Raw genomic sequence first — 16843 nt, 5'->3', positions numbered from 1 at the left:
TTAGTATCAGGTCTATTTACTGAAGCTGGTCACGAATCAGTTTTTTATTGATCTTGCCGACACTTGTTTTCGGAATGTCTTCAACAAAATCGATCTGTGTCGGTATCGCCCATTTATTGATCTCGCCTCTATCGACATATTCTTGCAGGTGGCGCTGTATATCTTCCAGATTGGCCTGCTCGCCAGGTCTGAGGGTGACCAGGGCATAGGGCCGCTCGCCCCATTTCTCATCCGGAATGCCCACTACAGCAGCACCTGCTACCGCGGAATGCTGGCTGATCAGATTTTCCAGGTCCAGGGATGACAGCCATTCACCACCGGTCTTGATGACATCCTTGATGCGATCCTTGATCGTCAGCGTGTTGTCAGGCTCCATGGAGGCAACGTCACCCGTATGCAACCAGCCACCTTCCCAGAGTTCCTCGCCTTTTTTCGGTTCTTTGAAGTAGCTTTGAGTAAGCCAGGGGGCCCGGGCAACAACTTCGCCTTTGGCTTCACCGTCGTGAGCGACAGGTTTACCGGATGGGTCAACAATTTCCAGTTCCACCATGGGGACTGCGATGCCGGTTTTGATCCGCTTAGCGGTTTGCTGCTCGAGCGGTAGCTCCAGATCTTCTTGCTTGAGATGGGTTGCGCTGAGCAAAGGACAGGTTTCGGACATACCGTAGCCTGTGTACATGCGGATGCCAAGTTTCGCGCCCGCATCACACAGACCCTTGGTCAGTGCGCTGCCGCCAATCAATACCTGCCAGTTGCTGAGATCCGCTGTTTTTATGGACTCTGTGCCCATCATCATCTGCATGACGGTCGGAACACAGTGCGAGAAGGAGACGTTGTGTTCCTTGATGAGATCAACCAGCAACTCCGGCTCGTAGCGGCCAGGGTACACCTGTTTTATGCCCATCATGGTGGCGGCGTAAGGAACACCCCAGGCGTGAACGTGGAACATGGGCGTTACCGGCATATACACCGAAGACGAACGCAACAGTGGCACTTCATCGTAGGCGGAAAGCGAGCCGGTCATGGCCAGAGTGTGCAGTACCAGCTGGCGGTGGCTGAAGAAAACACCTTTTGGATTGCCGGTAGTGCCTGTGGTGTAGAAGGTGGTTGCGACGCTGTTTTCGTCGAAATCCGGGAAATCGAATTCTGCCGATGCGCTCGCGAGCAGCTCTTCGTATTCGCCGCTGGTTTCGAGCTTTGTATCCTTGGCGGTTTTTTCGTCGGTAAGCTGGATGTAGGTTTTGACTGTTTTAATTTCGTCCTGAACGCCCTCCAGGATAGGTATGAAATCGTCATGTACCAGCACCACGTCGTCTTCCGCATGATTCATGGTGTAGACGATCTGCTCCGGTGACAGGCGCACGTTTACCGTGTGCAGAACAGCTCCCATCATGGGAATCGCGAAAAAACATTCAAGATAGCGGGGCGTATCCCAATCCATAACCGCAACTGTATCGCCCGGTTTAACGCCGGCATCGGTGAGCGCATTGGCAAGGCGATGAATGCGTTCTACCAGATCTGTGTATGTGTACTTGCTCCGGTTGGCGTAAACGATCTCTTGATCCGGAGAATACCTCGGCCCCGAGCGCAGTAGCTGTTTGATCAGGAGTGGGTATTGATGGGCATTTTCAGCTGCAGGTAAAATTCGTGTTTGTACCATGTCTGGAATCCTCTATAACGATTGTTGGTTTTGTCTGAGAGGTTGACGAAATCTGACATAAAACGAGCGAAATCGAAAGCTTGGGGCACGCCGTTACTAACACTTGCAAGAACAGTAAGGTGATGCCACCTACTGCTCCCAGGGTTTGCCTTTGGTGTCTTTCACTGTTTCCACGCCAATATGCATGGCCGCTTTGGCCAGCATGTTGGCACTCACCGGTGCGGTCATCAGCAGGAATACCGTGATGAGGACTTCAGAAATACCTATGCCTTCGCCGATGGCACTGAAGTAGATAACCGAGCTGAGCATGATGGCTCCCACCCCGACGGTGGTTGCCTTGGTAGGCCCATGCAGTCGGGTATAAAAGTCTGGCAGCCGGGCCAGGCCGATGGCGCCTACAAGTGTAAATGCTCCCCCAAAAAGTAACAGGGCGGAGATAGCGTATTCCGCAAACGGGCTCATGAGTTCTCTCCTCTGCGAAAGGGCTGATGGGGGCTGGTTAGTTGGGTGAGGTAGTTATTCAATGACACTACCTCGTTTCAGATACTTGGCCATGGCCACAGTGCTTACAAACCCCATGACTGCGATCAACAGACCGGACTCAAGATACATGCGTGTGTTCAGAGTGATACCAAGCAAGATGATGAGAGCGATGGCGTTGATATAGAGTGTATCTATCGCCAGAACCCGGTCTGGTTCATCCGGCCCCCGGATCAGGCGATATACGTTGAGCAGAGCCGCCAAGGTCACCATGGCGATGGTGAGATACAGTGCAACTGTAATCATTGGAACATCTCCATCAGCGGTTTTTCGTAGCGGTTGAATATAGCGTCAATAATCTCCTCATCGCTTGAGGAGTCCAATGCGTGGATTAACAGGGTCTTGTTGTCATCGCTGACATCGGCACTCACAGTTCCGGGAGTGAGTGAGATGGTGCTCGCCAGAATCGATATGGCGAGCGGGTGTTCAAGCTTCAGGGGGTAGCTGATGAAAGCCGGTTGCGGCTTGCGGGGGCTGAGTATTAGCCACGCCACCGAAAAGCTGGCGGCTATGATGTCATTCAGTACCCGCAGGATATACCAGGGCATGCGCCAGGTTTTTACAAAGGCCGGGCGCTCTGGCCAGAAACCGTGGGTCATCTGGGGGATCAGCCAGGCCAGAATGAACCCGAGAACGGCACTGCCACCGGATACACCATCACTGAGTATCTGCCAAGTCGTGAACAGAACCAGGCTAAGCCAGGGTTGAGGAAAACTCAGGCGATCAAACATCAGTTTGCCTCCCCAACTAATGGGCTCTGTGGGACATGCATGGGCGTCTGAAGAATATTGATGTAGCCTCGATTGTCGTACAACTGCTCGGCGGTGGCACGGGTGTAGTCACTCACCGGTCCTGCTAGCACAACGATCGCCATAGTAAGGCAGGTAAGCATCCCGGTGGAAATGGATGCTCTGTTACTCATTGGTTCCGGTTTTTCAATTTGGCCATCTACGTTCCACCAGAAGACAATGCTTCCTGCACGGCTGTAGGCTATCAGGGTGAGAAAGCTGCCAACGAGTAGTACACCCCATAGCCAGGCCATTTCGGCTCCAGGCTCAACCGACTGGAGAATAAGCAGTTTGCCGAAAAAGCCGCTCAGGGGAGGCAGGCCGGCGGCGGCCACAGCACCGATAAGAAACAGCACGCTCAGGAACGTCCTGTGGCGCATTTTTGGTGCAGTGACGATACTGTCTCCGGCCTGGCCTCGTTGGCTTGCGACCAACTCGGAAACCAGGAACAGAGCCGCGACCGTCCATGTTGTACTAATCAGATAAAACAGCGCTGCCGACAAGCCAGCCTCAGAGCCGAGTGCGATAGGTGCAAGTAGTGTCCCAACGGAAATAATAACCTGCCAGGCGACCAGAGTTTTCAGGTTGTCTGCTCCAAGGGCCCCGATAACTCCCATGCCCAGAGTTACCAGGGCCAGAGGGAATAGCCAGTCCATGCCCAGGTATGCTAACTCTCCTGCGCCCTCTCCGAAGATGAGTGGGTAAATTCTGACAATTGCATAGATGCCCACCTTGGTCATAACGGCAAAAAGTGCTGCAACCGGTGCAGTTGCTTTCGCGTAGGCTTTGGGCAGCCAGAAACATAGCGGAAGAAGCGCCGCTTTCAGGCAGAACACCACCAGAAGCATCATGCCACCAGCCTTTACAAGGTTCACGTTACTGCCAGATACCTGTGGGATTTTCACCGCCAGATCTGCCATGTTCAGTGTTCCTGTAGCGCTGTAGATCATGCCGACACCGATCAGAAACAGCGCTGAACCCGTCAGGTTGAGAACGACGTAGTGAAGCCCGGGGACGGTTCGTGTACTGCCTCCACCGTGCATGAGCAGACCGTAGGAGGCGATCAGCAGAACTTCAAAGGCAACGAACAGGTTGAACAGGTCGCCGGTCAGAAACGCAATGTTCAGGCCCATCAACTGGAACAGAAACAGGGTATGGAACTGCCGGTTCCCCTCATCGGCACCCCCGCAGGCATAGATGTGACAGAACAATCCGAGAATAGCTGTCAAAACCAGCATCAGTGCGGCTAGCCGGTCAAGAACCAACACAATGCCGAAGGGTGGTTGCCAGTTGCCGAACGCATAGATGCGGTAGCTGTCATCATTGGCGAGCATTAGCAACACCACAGCGGAAACCAGCATAAGCACAGTGGTGGCGATGGCCAGGGTTCGGCGCAGGCTGATAGGAGCATATCCCATGAAAACCTGAAGAATGCCGCCGAGCAGCGGTATCAGAATCGGAGCAATAAGCCAGTGGGTCATTTGCTGGTTACCTCCTGGTCCTGTGTTTGCTCGGAAGGTGTTTCGTGTTGTCCATCCACATGGTCGTTTTCATTGTCTGCCAGATTACGCAGAGCCAGAACAACCAGAAATGCCGTCATCGCAAAGCCAATAACGATAGCTGTGAGCACCAGAGCCTGTGGCAACGGGTCTGAATAGCCTGAGGCAGTTCCGATGACCGGCTGCTCACCGGTTGCGAGGCGCCCGGTGGCGAACAGGAAGAGGTTGACGCCGTAAGACAGCAAAGTCAGACCCATAACAACGGGAAAAGTGCGGGCGCGCAGCAGAAGATATACGCCGGATGCAGTCAAGGCACCGATAACCAGTGCAAATAACAGTTCCATTACACGCCCTCCTTTTTACTCTTGATGGCGGAGTGAGGTGATAACCGGCCAATGCTCACAAGTGCCAGCAGCGTGGCGCCGATCACCGCCATATATACACCCAGGTCAAACACCAGAGCCGACGCAACTTCGAATTTGCCAACAATGGGCCAGGTAATATAGCCAAATGTGGTCGTCAGGAAGGGGTAGCCGAAGGCCAGGCTGCCGGAACCGGCAATGGTCGCAAACAGAAGGCCGAGACCAATAACATTATGGTACCGGAACCGAATGCGATCCTGGGTCCAGATCATGCCGCTGGCAATATACTGAAGAATCAGCGCTACAGAGGTGATCAGGCCGGCGATAAAACCGCCGCCGGGCAGGTTATGCCCGCGCAGGAAAATATAGGCAGACACCATCAGCGCCAGCGGTAGCATGGGCCGGGCAATCTGTCTCAGCATTAGCGGGTAATGATCCCGCGTCCACGCATGGCCCAAGCCGTCTCCCGGGGGAGGAGTCAGGGCAGTGTCTTTAAGCATGGCGTATATGCCCAGCGCTGCTATGGCGAGTACCGTTATTTCGCCCAAGGTATCGAAACCACGGAAGTCGACCAGGATTACGTTAACCACATTGGTTCCGCCGCCGCCGGGCTTGCTGTTTTCCAGGAAGAAGTCGGAAATGGAGCTGAACGGCTGGGTGAGAATGGCCAGTGTGATCAGTGTCATCCCGGCGCCCGCGGCAAGGGCTATGAGAATGTCGCGCGTGCGCTGGGCTTTTGAGCTCTCCAGCGGTGTCCAGGAAGGCATATAGAAAAGTGCCAGCATCAGCAGAACGATGGTCACAACTTCCACCGACAACTGTGTCATGGCCAAATCCGGCGCGGAGAATCGTGCAAATGTGAGCGCCACTATCAGGCCTACAACGCTCAGCAGTACCAGCGCGTAAAAGCGTTCTCTGTGCCAGGTGGCCGTTGCCAGTGCAGAGAGTATGAGTATGACCGCGGCGAGTGCCGTGGCCCCGTCAACGGCGCTAAGCCCGTTCTCGCCGATATCAAAGCCGATGTCAGCCAGAGGCATCACAGTAACAGCGATGACGCTCACAATAAGAAGCATGGCGTAGCGCTGGAGGGAGCCATTTTCAAGCCAGCTGGTACAGCGGTTTGCCAGAAGTACGAATTTTGAGACCACGGCCTCAAACACCGCTTTCTCGTCAATCTCCCGGAACCGGGCATGGAAATCGAAAAAGCGCTGACGTTGGCTGTACATCAGAAGACCACCGAAGAAAGCCATAAAACTCATCAGCAGCGGCAGGTTAAAGCCATGGATTACCGCCAACTGATAGTCAGGAACATCACCGCCAAGGGTTGCAGACGCTGCCGCGAAAAGCAGTGGGCCGACGGCGATGGTAGGGAATACGCCCACCATGATGCACGCGAATACCAGGATCTCCACCGGAAATTTCATATACCTGGGAGGTTCATGGGGCGGGAATTTAGGCAGGTCGACAGGCTTGCCGTTAAAGAAAACGTCGTGAACGAAGCGAGCCGAGTAGGCAACGGCGAAGATGCCTGCCAGGGTCGCAATAATCGGAGGTAGCCAGGCCCAGAGGCCGGGCAGGTTAAGTTCCAGGGACTCGGCAAAAAACATTTCCTTGCTGAGGAATCCGTTCAGCAAAGGAACGCCAGCCATGGATGAGGCAGCAACCATCGCCAGAGTGGCAGTGTGGGGCATGTAACGCCAAAGGCCGTTAATCCGGCGCATATCGCGGGTACCGGTTTCGTGATCAATGATGCCGGCGGCCATGAACAGAGAGGCCTTGAAAGTGGCATGGTTGATAACGTGGAATATTGCAGCGACGGCGGCCAACTGAGTTCCCATGCCTAGTAGCAGGGTGATCAGGCCCAGGTGGCTTACGGTTGAATAAGCGAGCAGACCTTTCAGGTCATGCTTGAACATGGCGATATAGGCGCCAAGAAGCAGCGTGGCCATGCCGGTGAAGCTGACCATGTAAAACCATTGCTCAGTTCCCGCCAACGCCGGATAAAGGCGAGCCATGAGAAATATCCCCGCTTTGACCATGGTGGCAGAGTGCAGGTAGGCAGAAATTGGTGTCGGCGCCTGCATGGCGTGCGGCAGCCAGAAGTGAAACGGGAACTGAGCCGACTTGGTAAAGGCACCGAGCAAAATGAGTGTCAGTGCAACCGGGTACAAAGCGTGGGCCTTGATCAGATCGCCGGCGGCAAGCACATCATCAAGTTCGAAGCTGCCAACAATGTTGCCGATCAGAAGAATGCCGGCCAGCAGAGCCAACCCACCGCCGCCAGTAACTGCCAGAGCCATTCGTGCACCGCGCCGCGCATCCTGTTTGTGCGTCCAGAAACTGATCAGCAGGAACGAAGTCAGGCTGGTTAATTCCCAGAAAATAAGCATCAGCAACAGGTTGCCGGAGAGCACTATGCCCAGCATCGAGCCCTTGAAACAAAGGAGCAGGGAGTAAAACTTGGCTACATTCTCACTGGCTTTAAGGTAGTAGTGGGAATAGATAATGATCAGCAGGCCGATGACCAGTATCAACAGCGCAAAAAGGAGCGCCAAGCCGTCGAGTCGAAAACTGAACGATAGCCCAAGCACAGGAAGCCACTCGTAGCTGTGCAATACCGTGCCACCTGCGGAAAGAACGGACCAGTGGGGAAACAGCGCTGCCAGTGCGATCAGTGCAGGAACGGATGATGCTATCGCAATAGCGGTTCGCCCGCCCTGGGCAAACAGGGGGGCGGCTATGGCCCCCAAAAATGGCAGTAGTACAACCAGCGGTAGCGACATCGCAACCTCGTTAGCGGTTTTCTGTTCTTATGAATGGAGATAGCGTTTGAACCTGAGTCTAGTCTCCGGTTGGCCACCCTGCACACGTCTCTTCTAGACCGTCGTGATGGGTGCCTGGGCTAGGGTCAGCAGAGTGCTGGTGGGTCTGGGAAGTACGGTAAACGCCCGCGATGCCGCGCGATGTCAGCGGTAATTGGGGGGCGATTGATCTGCATGCAGCCGACGGACCTGGCGGTCATGGTTGCTCCGTTAGTAAAACCTGGAAACCGATGATACGTGCCCGGGCTCGCAGGTCAAGTCAACTTGTGATGGATCAAGTGCAGAAATTGCATTTAAAAGTGACGTGGAGCGGCACTATTCGGCCGCTTTCTGCCAACGCCTCACGGTTGTTGGAGTATCACCGGGCTGATTTGAGAGCATTAAAAATGGCCTCGGCTTCGGCCTCCAGCACTTGGCTGCGCAAACTATTGCCTTGTCTGCTGGCCGCTTCGATCTGCTCAAGTTTCATGGTGTACAGCCGGTTAAGAACTTCAACCTGAGTTTTTTGAACGGGTGCGTTCATGGCGTTTTCTCCCATATGACACCTGTCAGTATTGTTTACAGAAACATCCGGCCAGAGGCCGTTAAGTCGATCCGATGCATAACCCGGGCCAAATGATGTCTGCTCCCATCAACGTCCAAACCGTGAACGATAAGCCCCGGGAGAGAGCCCTGTGTGCTTGCGAAATAGACGGCTGAACGAACTGACATCCTCGTAACCCACCAGGCGGGTGACCTCCTCTACTGGCACGCGAGAGTTTTCCAGATGGGCACGTGCTGCTTCTATTCGAATGGCCTGAAGATACCCGGTTGGCGTGTCCCCGGTGGCAAGCTTGAATCGTCGCATTAGCGAGCGCGATGTCAGGCCGCTCAAAGTGGCCAGAAAAGCCAGGGTAATGGTTTCGCTATAGTGCGTCTCTAGCCAGTCCTGGAGGTCCAGGATTATCGGGTCTGAATGATACCGCTTGCTCTGAAGTGCGCTGTAGGGTGCCTGACTGTTACGTCCTGCGTCGATAACAAACGCCTTCGCCAACTCCCTGGCAACCTGAGCGTCTGCATGGCGTTCGATCAGATGTATCCCCAGATCCCACCACGCCATGCCGCCTCCGGCACAGGCAATATCCCCGTCTACGGTTACCAGCTTGTCCGGGTGCAGGTTTACCAGTGGGTACCGCTGGCGAAAACCGTTGCTGAAGCCCCAGTGGGTTGTAGCCTCCTTGCCATTGAGCAATCCCGCCTCTGCCAGAAGGAAGGCGCCGGTGCAGTTACTGGCCACACGAACCTGTCCTGCAGAGCTATTGTTCTGATTGTTGAATTGGCCAAGCCAGGCAATCAGGTCGTTATTGGAAGAAAGCACCTGATCAATCGGCGCACCGATAGTCGGCACGATGACCAGATCAGCATTGTCCGTATCCAGCTCGTCCCAACTGCCGTCTGACAGCAGGGTGATGCCATTAATGCACCGGCAGGGATCGCCGTTGCGTGTTAGCAGTCGAGTAGTAAAGTGCGGCACTGGTTGCTCACCATGAATCCGCGCCCAGGTCACGCCGGCCAAACGAAACAAATCGATCACACCGGTGATGGCGCTGGCCAAAGCGCCGTCAAACCCAATGATTGAAACTTTTTGCATGAAGCCTCCGGGCTGTAGCTCTGGAGTTGGGCGATGCGGGTGCCACTGCCCAGGACACGCTGTGAATACATACCTGTAGGCTTGACGGCAGCATCCATGCTGCCGACAGCCCTGGGTAGTGGCACCCGCATCGCCCTGGCATCAGTTGGCAAAGTGGCGAATATAACCATAATTATGTCATAAACGCCGGTTCCCACGAAAACCCTGTTATGAGAGCCTGTAGGTAACCAAAAGATGGCTCCAGCCAATCACCAGGAAGCTGCATAGATGACCGATACCCTGATAGACCGCCGCGATCTGGCGTTTCAGCTCTACGAAGTGCTTGATACCGAAAGCCTGCTCAGCCGTGACCGCTTTAACGAGCATAATCGTGATACTTTCGACGCTGTTATTGAAACCGCAGACAAAATGGCCCGGGAAAAGTTTGCCAGCCATAACAGCGCGGCGGATAAAGACGAGCCCAAATTCGTTAACGGCCAGGTCGAAATGCTGCCGGAAGTGAAAGAAGCTTTTGATGCCTACGCGGAAGCCGGCTTTATCGCAGGGCGTTATGACTACGAGCTGGGGGGTATGCAGTTACCGGAATCGGTTATGGCTGCTTGCAACGGCTTCTTTACCGCAGCCAATCCGGGCACGGCTGGCTATCCGTTTTTAACCACAGCGGCCGCCAACCTTATTCGGGTTTTCGGTGACGAATCACAGAAAACCCGCTTTCTTCCTAACATGCTCAGCGGCCGTTATTCCGGAACCATGGCGCTTACCGAGCCCCATGCTGGCTCATCGCTGGCAGATATTCGTACTTCCGCCACGCCAACGGATGATGGCCATTACCTGATCAAAGGCGCGAAAATTTATATCTCCGGTGGTGAACAGAGCATCACTGAAAACATTGTTCACATGGTGCTGGCCAAAATCAAAGGCGCTCCGGCTGGTGTAAAGGGTATCTCCCTGTTCGTCGTTCCCAAGTTCCGCGTAGATAGCGAAGGCAATCCGACGGACCGCAACGGAGTCAGTCTCGCAGGCCTCATCCACAAGCTCGGTTATCGCGGCACTACCTCAACGGCACTCAGCTTTGGCGACGATGCACCCTGCCACGGATATCTGGTGGGAGAGCCGCACCAGGGCCTGAAGTACATGTTCCAGATGATGAACGAAGCCCGTGTTGGTGTCGGTTTTGGGGCCGCGGTGATCGGCTATCGCGGTTACATGCACAGCCTGGAATACGCCAAAGACCGGTTGCAGGGTCGCAAGGCCTCCGAAAAGAACCCGGAAAGCCCCCAGGTACCCATCATCGACCACGCAGACGTACGTCGGATGCTACTGGCGCAGAAGGCTTACAGTGAAGGTGGCTTGGCTCTTTGCCTATACGGTGCTCGCCTGATGGACGACCAGCACACCCACCCGGACGAACAGAAACGCGCGGAAGCTGGAAAATTACTCGATCTGCTTACGCCGGTTATCAAAACCTGGCCTTCTGAACATGGCCCGAAAGCCAACGATCTGGCTATTCAGGTATACGGCGGCGCCGGTTACACCCGAGAGTACCCGGTGGAGCAGTGCTGGCGTGACAATCGCCTGAACCCGATCCATGAAGGCACCACTGGTATTCAGGGTCTGGACCTTCTGGGCCGCAAAATCTGGCAGGACCAAAGCCATGGCTTACAGCTGCTGATGAAGGAAATGCAGGTGGATCTGGAAGCTGCAACTACCGACCGTTGCCAGCAATGGGCCCTGTCCCTCAGCGAGACTTTGCAGCAGGCCGTGAAAGTGACCCAGAACCTGGGTAAATCCCTGATGAGCGGTGAAGTGGATAAAACCCTCGCCAACGCGTCCTGCTATTTGCACCTGTTCGGACACATCATTGTTGCCTGGATGTGGCTGCGCCAAGCCAATGCGGCAGCTCAAGCACTGGCGTCCGCTAACAGTGACGAGGAACGTAATTTCTATCAGGGCAAGCTGCAGGCGGCTCAGTATTTCTTCCACTGGGAGCTGCCGACAGTGGCGCAGGATTTGGTGTTGTTGCGGAATATGGATGACACCTGTCTGAACATGAAGACGGAGTGGTTCTGATGGGCTTGGTTAATGTTAAAAAGAACGGCCACATCCTGCTCATTGGATTAAACCGCCCGGAAAAAATGAACGCCATGAATCGGGCCATGTATCATGAAATCGCTGCGGCTTATTACCAGCTGGAACACGATGACGATTTAAGAGTGGGCCTGATGTACGCGGAGGGCGACCACTTCACCAGCGGTTTGCAGCTGGACGACTGGGCAGACGTGTTCGCCAGGGGTAAAGGTATAGAACCGGGTGAAGGCGAGTTGGATCCGTTTCATATAACCGGAGACGGCCTCAACAAACCGGTAGTCTTTGCCGCTCAAGGCATTTGTTTTACCTGCGGTGTCGAAATGATGTTGAATACAGACATCCGCGTAGCGGCCAAAGGCACTCGCTTCGCGCAACTGGAAGTAAAACGCGGCATCTTCGCCTGCGGTGGTGCGACCATCCGGCTGCAACGGGAAATCGGGTGGGGCAATGCCCAGCGTTATCTGCTGACCGGTGACGAATGGACTGCTGACCAGGCATATAAATGGGGCCTGATACAGGAACTCGTTGAGCCGGGTGAGCAATTCAACGCAGCACTGGAAATCGCTGAGAAGATCGCAAGTGCCGCACCCCTGGGTGTGCGGGGTAGTTTGAAGTCCTCCAAAATCGCAGTAAGCGAGGGCCAGGAAGCAGCTAAACAGCGCTTGTTCCCGGATCTGCAACCCGTGATGGCTAGCGAGGATGTAAAGGAAGGTATTCAGTCTTTTCTCGAGCGGAGAAGTGCAGTTTTCAAAGGAAAATAGGGCAGCCCCTACCAAGCTCCAAGCTGCCGGTGGGCCAAGGTTCTCAGCGCTGTCGGCAGCATGGATGCTGCGGTCAAGCGTACAGGGATGTATTTACAGCGTGTCCTGAGAACCTTGGCCCACCGGCGGCCTGCACCTGAATCTGAAGGCTATAGGCTCAAGAGTTTTGATGGTTATTACTAAGCGGCCTTCTCCGAAGCGGTACCAGCCTCTTTCTCCCGGCGAGCCTCAGCCTTGGCAGCCACTTCAGCCGCGTAATCCGCATACTTCGCCATCAGCTCCGCCTTGCGGTCCGGATCCCAGTTGATCTTGCTCAGATCGCCTTCGTAATGATCAATCACCCGCTTATCCATAGTCTCGTACCACCACTGCGGCACATAAGCAGGCGCTAACATGGAGGCGTAGCCGCCAGGCAGCTGGGGCGCCTTCTCGAAGTGACGTAAAGCCTGATAACTGCGCTGCGGGTGGGCGTGGTGATCGGAATGGCGCTGTAGCTGATACAGGAACAAATTCGTCACGATATGATTACTGTTCCAGCTGTGCTCCGGCTGTGTTCGCACATACTTGCCGTTAGCGTCTTTCTGTCGTAGTAGTCCGTAGTGCTCAATGTAGTTCACGCTCTCCAGCAAGCTGGCGCCATAAACCGCTTGCGCCGCGAGAAAAGGCAGAGCCCGTGGCCCGCAAACCAGCGTTGTCGCCCCGAAAAAGCCCGCACTCATCGCCCAGCCTTGCAACAGCTCGTTTTCGAGGCTCCAGAAGCTTTTTCCCTTCCGTGCCAGACGAGCCCGCTCGATCTTCACGGAGGATTTCATGCCACCGAACACGGTGCGGGGTAAAAATTTCCAGAAGCTCTCACCCATGCGACTGCTCGCCGGATCTTCCGGGGTCGCTACCCGTTTGTGGTGGCCAAAATTATGCTCGACAACAAAGTGGGCGTAGCCCGTTGGTGCCAGGGCGGCCATAGCCATCAGTTTGTTGAACTTGTTGGATTTGTGCCCCAGTTCATGGGCCGTGTTGATACCAACGCCATTGATGGCGCCAACCGTCAGCGTCAAACCGATCTTGTCCTCGACCGGCGTGTTCTTGCGACTAGCCAGCCATGCTCCCAGGGCTGTCATTGCATACTGGGTGGGTATAAATGCCTTTACTATGCGGCTGTAATACTTGTCTTGCTCCAGTGGGCCAACCGCAGATTCCGGCGGATTGCTCTTGTCCTCACCAATGGCCCGATCCAGAGCCGGGATAATACCGTGCACCAGCGTTGGGCCCGTCCAGGCGAGGGCTTTGAGTTTTTTTGGTGCCACTGCATAACCTGTCAGAGCTGCCAGACCAATGCCGGGTAAGGCCGGCCCCAACAGCCAGAGGTAGCGTTTTGGATCTTTCCACTTTTCGATGCGACGGGTAGGCGTTGCAAGGCTATCGACCGCATCTGTTTTGGTTTGCGGGTCCAGACGGTCACGGGTTTTGGCGTTCACGGCGTCTCTCCATTGTTGTGCGTGCACTTCAAATTTATGTCGGACAATCTGACAATACAACAATTATAAGTGACGGCTTTGGAGGTTGGCTCGAAATGACAAAAAGCAATTAATTGGCGGAGTCCGCAAATCTGGACCAGACTTTCAGCACAAAAAAGATAAAAACAGGGATGGACGGTTATGACAGCTTCCAGCGCTTTGCCTTCTGCCGCGCCTGGGGAGGTTTTAAACAGGCTTCAGGAATACGTGTCTCATGCGCGGCTTGTTGAAATTGTATACCGTGATAGCGCAGGGCAGGTCTGCGCTGTTCATGATGTCGTGCGGGATATTTTCAGCCGTGCAGGGCAGGATTTTATTCTTCTTGGTCGAGGTACCATGTTGCCATTCGAGCGGGTCCTCATGCTTGACGGTGGCCAGATCTCTGGCTCGGTTGATTAAACAAAGGGTAACCGGCAGGTAATTGTATGGTGCAGGACATGGCCGTACCCTGTGCAGGGTTACAAACGTTTACCGACAGAGGGACATGTTATGAATAAATTTACTCTCAGCGCGCTTCTTATGTTTTTGACTTTGGGTCTTGCTGCTTGCAGCTCCGAGGATAATGAGGGAGCTGATTTTGATCAGGCCGCTGACAACGCTGAAGAAATGGTGGACGATGCTGGCAACTCGGTTGAAGAGACTTACGAGGAGGCCACTGGTCAGGATGAAGGCGTAATGGGCGAAATGGAAGAAGGTGCCGAAAACGCTGGTGAAGAAATCGGTGACGCCGCAGACGACGCAGGCGACGCTATGGAAGAAGGTTATGACGAAATAACCCAATAAGGTTATATAGTCTCTTTCCTTGAGTATGAGGGCGGCCATGAATTTTCAGGCCGCCTTTTTTGTTTTTAGCTCTTCGCGGGTACTATCTCCGTATAGAGCAGAGTGAACTTTGCGCTGTCATAAAGCCTTAATAACCCTGTCTTTTAGTTGTCTCCACATTGTCATGCTTCTCTCCGACACTGCCCTTTCGGTTTTACCCGTTTGATTCGCATCGAGAGAGAGATAAAAAATGGCTAAGCACGACCTTGATTCAAATTATCTGGACCCCAACTACGAGCCGGTAGTTAACCACTCTGGCAATACCCCTTTCAATGAAATTCTTGCGGCTCGCATGCAGCGACGCACTGTTATGAAAGGTAGCGTGGGTGCTGCGCTGGCTAGCCTTATGGGCGTTAGTCTTGCTGGTTGTGGAAGTGATAGCGATAGTGACAGCGATAGCTCTGGGTCAACTTCAGGCAATAGCTCACAGACACCCGAGCTGGGCTTCAAGGCGGTTCCGGTTTCCAGCGAAAACAGTGTAGTTGTTCCTGAGGGCTACAGCTCCGAGACTTTCCTTCCCTGGGGAACTCCGATTACAGGCTCCTACCCCGAATACCGTGCCGACGGCACCAATACCGGCGCTGAGCAAGAACAGCAGGTAGGTATGCATCATGATGGCTTGCATTTCTACCCGATCGATCAGAAGAGTGGTGGGAACTCTTCTACCGAAGGTCTTCTGGTGATGAACCATGAGTACATCAACCAGGGCGCCTTGCACGCCAATGGTCCGACTCGTTCAGCAGATAACGGTGGCGTTCGCCCCGCGGATGAGGTTCGCAAGGAAATTGCGGCTCACGGCGTTTCTGTCGTGCACATCAAGCAAGACAGCAACGGCAAGTGGGACGTCGTTTTCGGCAGCGCTTACAACCGGCGTATTACCGGCGGCACGGCCATGGATATACGGGGGCCCGCTCGCGGATACAGCAAACTGGTAACACCGTACAGCCTGAACGCCACTGAAACCCGCGGTACGCTGAACAATTGCGCCATGGGACCAACACCTTGGGGCACTTATCTGACTGCTGAAGAAAACTGGCACGGATATTTCGCCACCAGTGCAGCAGAGCGTCCCCGTGAATACGTTCGCCACGGTGTAGGAAGCAGTTCACGTTATGATTGGGAGCTGGCGGATAGCGGTCTGGACCAGTATAAGCGTTTCAACGTGACTCCAAACGACGGAGGCTCAGCCGAGACTGACTACCGGAACGAGGCCAACACCTTCGGTTACATGGTCGAGATTGACCCGTTTGCACCAGAGAGCAAACCTCAGAAACGCACTGCTCTTGGCCGTTTTGGCCACGAAGGTGTGATCTTTGCGCCTGTTACGGAAGGCCAGCCGGTTGTCTGCTATTCCGGCGATGATTCCCGATTCGAATACATCTACAAGTTTGTCACTGCCCAGCCCTATAGTGCTGCCACGGCGAATGGATCGCTGTTGGACGAGGGTACCCTGTATGTTGCCAGGTTCAATGACGATGGTTCTGGCGAATGGTTGCCTCTGTCACTGGATGACGCTGACTTCGCCGCCAAAGTGGCCGCTGCCGAAGGTACAGAAGTGGGACGCAGTGGAATTCTGTTTGATGGCTTTGAGAGCCAGGCTGACATATCCGTCAATACTCGTCTTGCCGCTGATATTGCCGGCGCGACTCCGATGGATCGCCCGGAATGGGGCGCTGTCGATCCCAACTCTGGCGAGGTGTATTTCACCCTCACGAATAACAGCCAGCGGACTGACGAGGAAACTGACGCTGCGAACCCGATTGTAGAGAACCGCAACGGACACATTATTCGTTGGGCGGAAGCGGGTAACGATCACACGGCAACCACTTTTGAGTGGGATATTTTCGTGTTTGCCGGTGAACAGGGCATGGAAACCGTTGCCGATGGTGAAGTGGTCGTTTCCCTTACAGACGACAACATCTTCAACAGCCCGGACGGTCTTTGGTTTGATTACAATGGTGTGCTCTGGATCCAGACTGACGGCTACAGCAACGACACCTTTGGTAACCAGATGATGCTGGCAGCACATCCGGAGACGCGCGAGATCCGTCGATTCTTCGTGGGCCCGTCTGGTTGCGAAGTAACCGGTGTTGTAACCACTCCGGACAGCAAAACCATGTTCGTGAATATCCAGCATCCACGTGGCAACTGGCCGACTGCCAGTGAGGATCGCCCTCGTGACGCCACCGTGATTGTCACTCGTGACGACAATGGTGTAGTGGGAGCCTGATTCTCCGCTTTCAGGTTGCCTGAAAACCGTAAACCCGGCTCACATGGTCATTGTGTGAGTCGGGTTTGCGGTTTTTTTGTTTCAGAAACACCTTCCTCTGCCGATAAGCAAAACAACTAACCTAAAG

Annotated in this window: 15 protein-coding genes; 5 read left to right on the top strand and 10 right to left on the bottom strand. The window is 54.5% G+C overall.

What is annotated here, in order from left to right; translation table 11 throughout:
• Positions 1-16: 16 nt before the first annotated feature.
• From Q4501_RS10950 to Q4501_RS10910, 9 genes are all read right to left on the bottom strand, one after another.
• Positions 17-1660, bottom strand: coding sequence for a fatty acid--CoA ligase (locus tag Q4501_RS10950; protein WP_303596274.1), 1644 nt, complete (start codon positions 1658-1660; stop codon positions 17-19).
• A gap of 129 nt (positions 1661-1789) precedes the next feature.
• Positions 1790-2122, bottom strand: a complete 333-nt coding sequence (locus Q4501_RS10945) for a Na+/H+ antiporter subunit G (RefSeq protein WP_303596273.1) — start codon at positions 2120-2122, stop codon at positions 1790-1792.
• Between the two features lie 54 nt (positions 2123-2176).
• Positions 2177-2446, bottom strand: coding sequence for a K+/H+ antiporter subunit F (locus tag Q4501_RS10940; protein ID WP_303596272.1), 270 nt, complete (start codon positions 2444-2446; stop codon positions 2177-2179).
• The gene (locus Q4501_RS10935; protein ID WP_303596271.1) at positions 2443-2931 is read right to left on the bottom strand and encodes a Na+/H+ antiporter subunit E; all 489 of its coding nucleotides are present in this window, start codon (positions 2929-2931) and stop codon (positions 2443-2445) included. The genes Q4501_RS10940 and Q4501_RS10935 overlap by 4 nt, the downstream gene beginning before the upstream one ends.
• The gene (locus Q4501_RS10930; RefSeq protein WP_303596270.1) at positions 2931-4469 is read right to left on the bottom strand and encodes a monovalent cation/H+ antiporter subunit D; all 1539 of its coding nucleotides are present in this window, start codon (positions 4467-4469) and stop codon (positions 2931-2933) included. Before Q4501_RS10930 ends, Q4501_RS10935 begins: the two co-directional genes overlap by 1 nt.
• On the bottom strand, positions 4466-4831 hold the full coding sequence (locus Q4501_RS10925) for a Na+/H+ antiporter subunit C (protein WP_303596269.1): 366 nt from the start codon (positions 4829-4831) through the stop codon (positions 4466-4468). Before Q4501_RS10925 ends, Q4501_RS10930 begins: the two co-directional genes overlap by 4 nt.
• On the bottom strand, positions 4831-7632 hold the full coding sequence (locus Q4501_RS10920) for a monovalent cation/H+ antiporter subunit A (RefSeq protein ID WP_303596268.1): 2802 nt from the start codon (positions 7630-7632) through the stop codon (positions 4831-4833). The genes Q4501_RS10925 and Q4501_RS10920 overlap by 1 nt, the downstream gene beginning before the upstream one ends.
• A 397-nt stretch (positions 7633-8029) precedes the next feature.
• Complete coding sequence (locus Q4501_RS10915; protein WP_303596267.1) at positions 8030-8194, bottom strand: hypothetical protein; 165 nt, start codon at positions 8192-8194, stop codon at positions 8030-8032.
• Between the two features lie 108 nt (positions 8195-8302).
• Positions 8303-9301 carry a GlxA family transcriptional regulator gene (locus tag Q4501_RS10910; RefSeq protein ID WP_303596266.1) on the bottom strand — a complete coding sequence of 333 codons (999 nt, stop codon included), beginning with the start codon at positions 9299-9301 and terminating at the stop codon, positions 8303-8305.
• Positions 9302-9568: 267 nt separating this feature from the next.
• Here Q4501_RS10910 and Q4501_RS10905 point away from each other — a divergent pair, with 267 nt between their 5' ends.
• Positions 9569-11371: an acyl-CoA dehydrogenase gene (locus tag Q4501_RS10905; protein ID WP_303596265.1), complete on the top strand. Its 1803-nt coding sequence runs from the start codon at positions 9569-9571 to the stop codon at positions 11369-11371.
• The gene (locus Q4501_RS10900; RefSeq protein ID WP_303596264.1) at positions 11371-12150 is read left to right on the top strand and encodes a crotonase/enoyl-CoA hydratase family protein; all 780 of its coding nucleotides are present in this window, start codon (positions 11371-11373) and stop codon (positions 12148-12150) included. The genes Q4501_RS10905 and Q4501_RS10900 overlap by 1 nt, the downstream gene beginning before the upstream one ends.
• A 179-nt stretch (positions 12151-12329) precedes the next feature.
• Here the strand turns inward: Q4501_RS10900 and Q4501_RS10895 are convergent, their stop codons facing one another.
• Complete coding sequence (locus Q4501_RS10895) at positions 12330-13625, bottom strand: alkane 1-monooxygenase (protein WP_303596263.1); 1296 nt, start codon at positions 13623-13625, stop codon at positions 12330-12332.
• A 180-nt stretch (positions 13626-13805) separates the two neighbouring features.
• Here Q4501_RS10895 and Q4501_RS10890 point away from each other — a divergent pair, with 180 nt between their 5' ends.
• The 3 genes from Q4501_RS10890 to Q4501_RS10880 all read left to right on the top strand — a co-directional run bounded on the left by Q4501_RS10890 (position 13806) and on the right by Q4501_RS10880 (position 16716).
• The gene (locus Q4501_RS10890) at positions 13806-14063 is read left to right on the top strand and encodes a hypothetical protein (RefSeq protein WP_303596262.1); all 258 of its coding nucleotides are present in this window, start codon (positions 13806-13808) and stop codon (positions 14061-14063) included.
• A 90-nt stretch (positions 14064-14153) separates the two neighbouring features.
• On the top strand, positions 14154-14447 hold the full coding sequence (locus Q4501_RS10885; RefSeq protein WP_303596261.1) for a hypothetical protein: 294 nt from the start codon (positions 14154-14156) through the stop codon (positions 14445-14447).
• Between the two features lie 229 nt (positions 14448-14676).
• Positions 14677-16716: a PhoX family phosphatase gene (locus Q4501_RS10880; protein ID WP_303596260.1), complete on the top strand. Its 2040-nt coding sequence runs from the start codon at positions 14677-14679 to the stop codon at positions 16714-16716.
• Positions 16717-16843 lie beyond the last annotated feature (127 nt).

The organism is Marinobacter sp. 2_MG-2023 (assembly GCF_030546935.1).
Taxonomy (GTDB): Bacteria; Pseudomonadota; Gammaproteobacteria; order Pseudomonadales; family Oleiphilaceae; genus Marinobacter.
The sequence above is the reverse complement of the archived record's forward strand: the minus strand, read 5'-3'. Positions and strand labels throughout refer to the sequence as shown.

Coding starts and splice junctions, on each gene's coding strand:
- Q4501_RS10880 (WP_303596260.1), top strand. CDS start 14,677: ATGGCTAAGCACGACCTTGATTCAAATTATCTGGACCCCAACTACGAG.
- Q4501_RS10905 (WP_303596265.1), top strand. CDS start 9,569: ATGACCGATACCCTGATAGACCGCCGCGATCTGGCGTTTCAGCTCTAC.
- Q4501_RS10930 (WP_303596270.1), bottom strand. CDS start 4,469: ATGACCCACTGGCTTATTGCTCCGATTCTGATACCGCTGCTCGGCGGC.
- Q4501_RS10885 (WP_303596261.1), top strand. CDS start 14,154: ATGAATAAATTTACTCTCAGCGCGCTTCTTATGTTTTTGACTTTGGGT.
- Q4501_RS10945 (WP_303596273.1), bottom strand. CDS start 2,122: ATGAGCCCGTTTGCGGAATACGCTATCTCCGCCCTGTTACTTTTTGGG.
- Q4501_RS10900 (WP_303596264.1), top strand. CDS start 11,371: ATGGGCTTGGTTAATGTTAAAAAGAACGGCCACATCCTGCTCATTGGA.
- Q4501_RS10890 (WP_303596262.1), top strand. CDS start 13,806: ATGACAGCTTCCAGCGCTTTGCCTTCTGCCGCGCCTGGGGAGGTTTTA.
- Q4501_RS10940 (WP_303596272.1), bottom strand. CDS start 2,446: ATGATTACAGTTGCACTGTATCTCACCATCGCCATGGTGACCTTGGCG.
- Q4501_RS10950 (WP_303596274.1), bottom strand. CDS start 1,660: ATGGTACAAACACGAATTTTACCTGCAGCTGAAAATGCCCATCAATAC.
- Q4501_RS10915 (WP_303596267.1), bottom strand. CDS start 8,194: ATGAACGCACCCGTTCAAAAAACTCAGGTTGAAGTTCTTAACCGGCTG.
- Q4501_RS10925 (WP_303596269.1), bottom strand. CDS start 4,831: ATGGAACTGTTATTTGCACTGGTTATCGGTGCCTTGACTGCATCCGGC.
- Q4501_RS10935 (WP_303596271.1), bottom strand. CDS start 2,931: ATGTTTGATCGCCTGAGTTTTCCTCAACCCTGGCTTAGCCTGGTTCTG.
- Q4501_RS10910 (WP_303596266.1), bottom strand. CDS start 9,301: ATGCAAAAAGTTTCAATCATTGGGTTTGACGGCGCTTTGGCCAGCGCC.
- Q4501_RS10920 (WP_303596268.1), bottom strand. CDS start 7,632: ATGTCGCTACCGCTGGTTGTACTACTGCCATTTTTGGGGGCCATAGCC.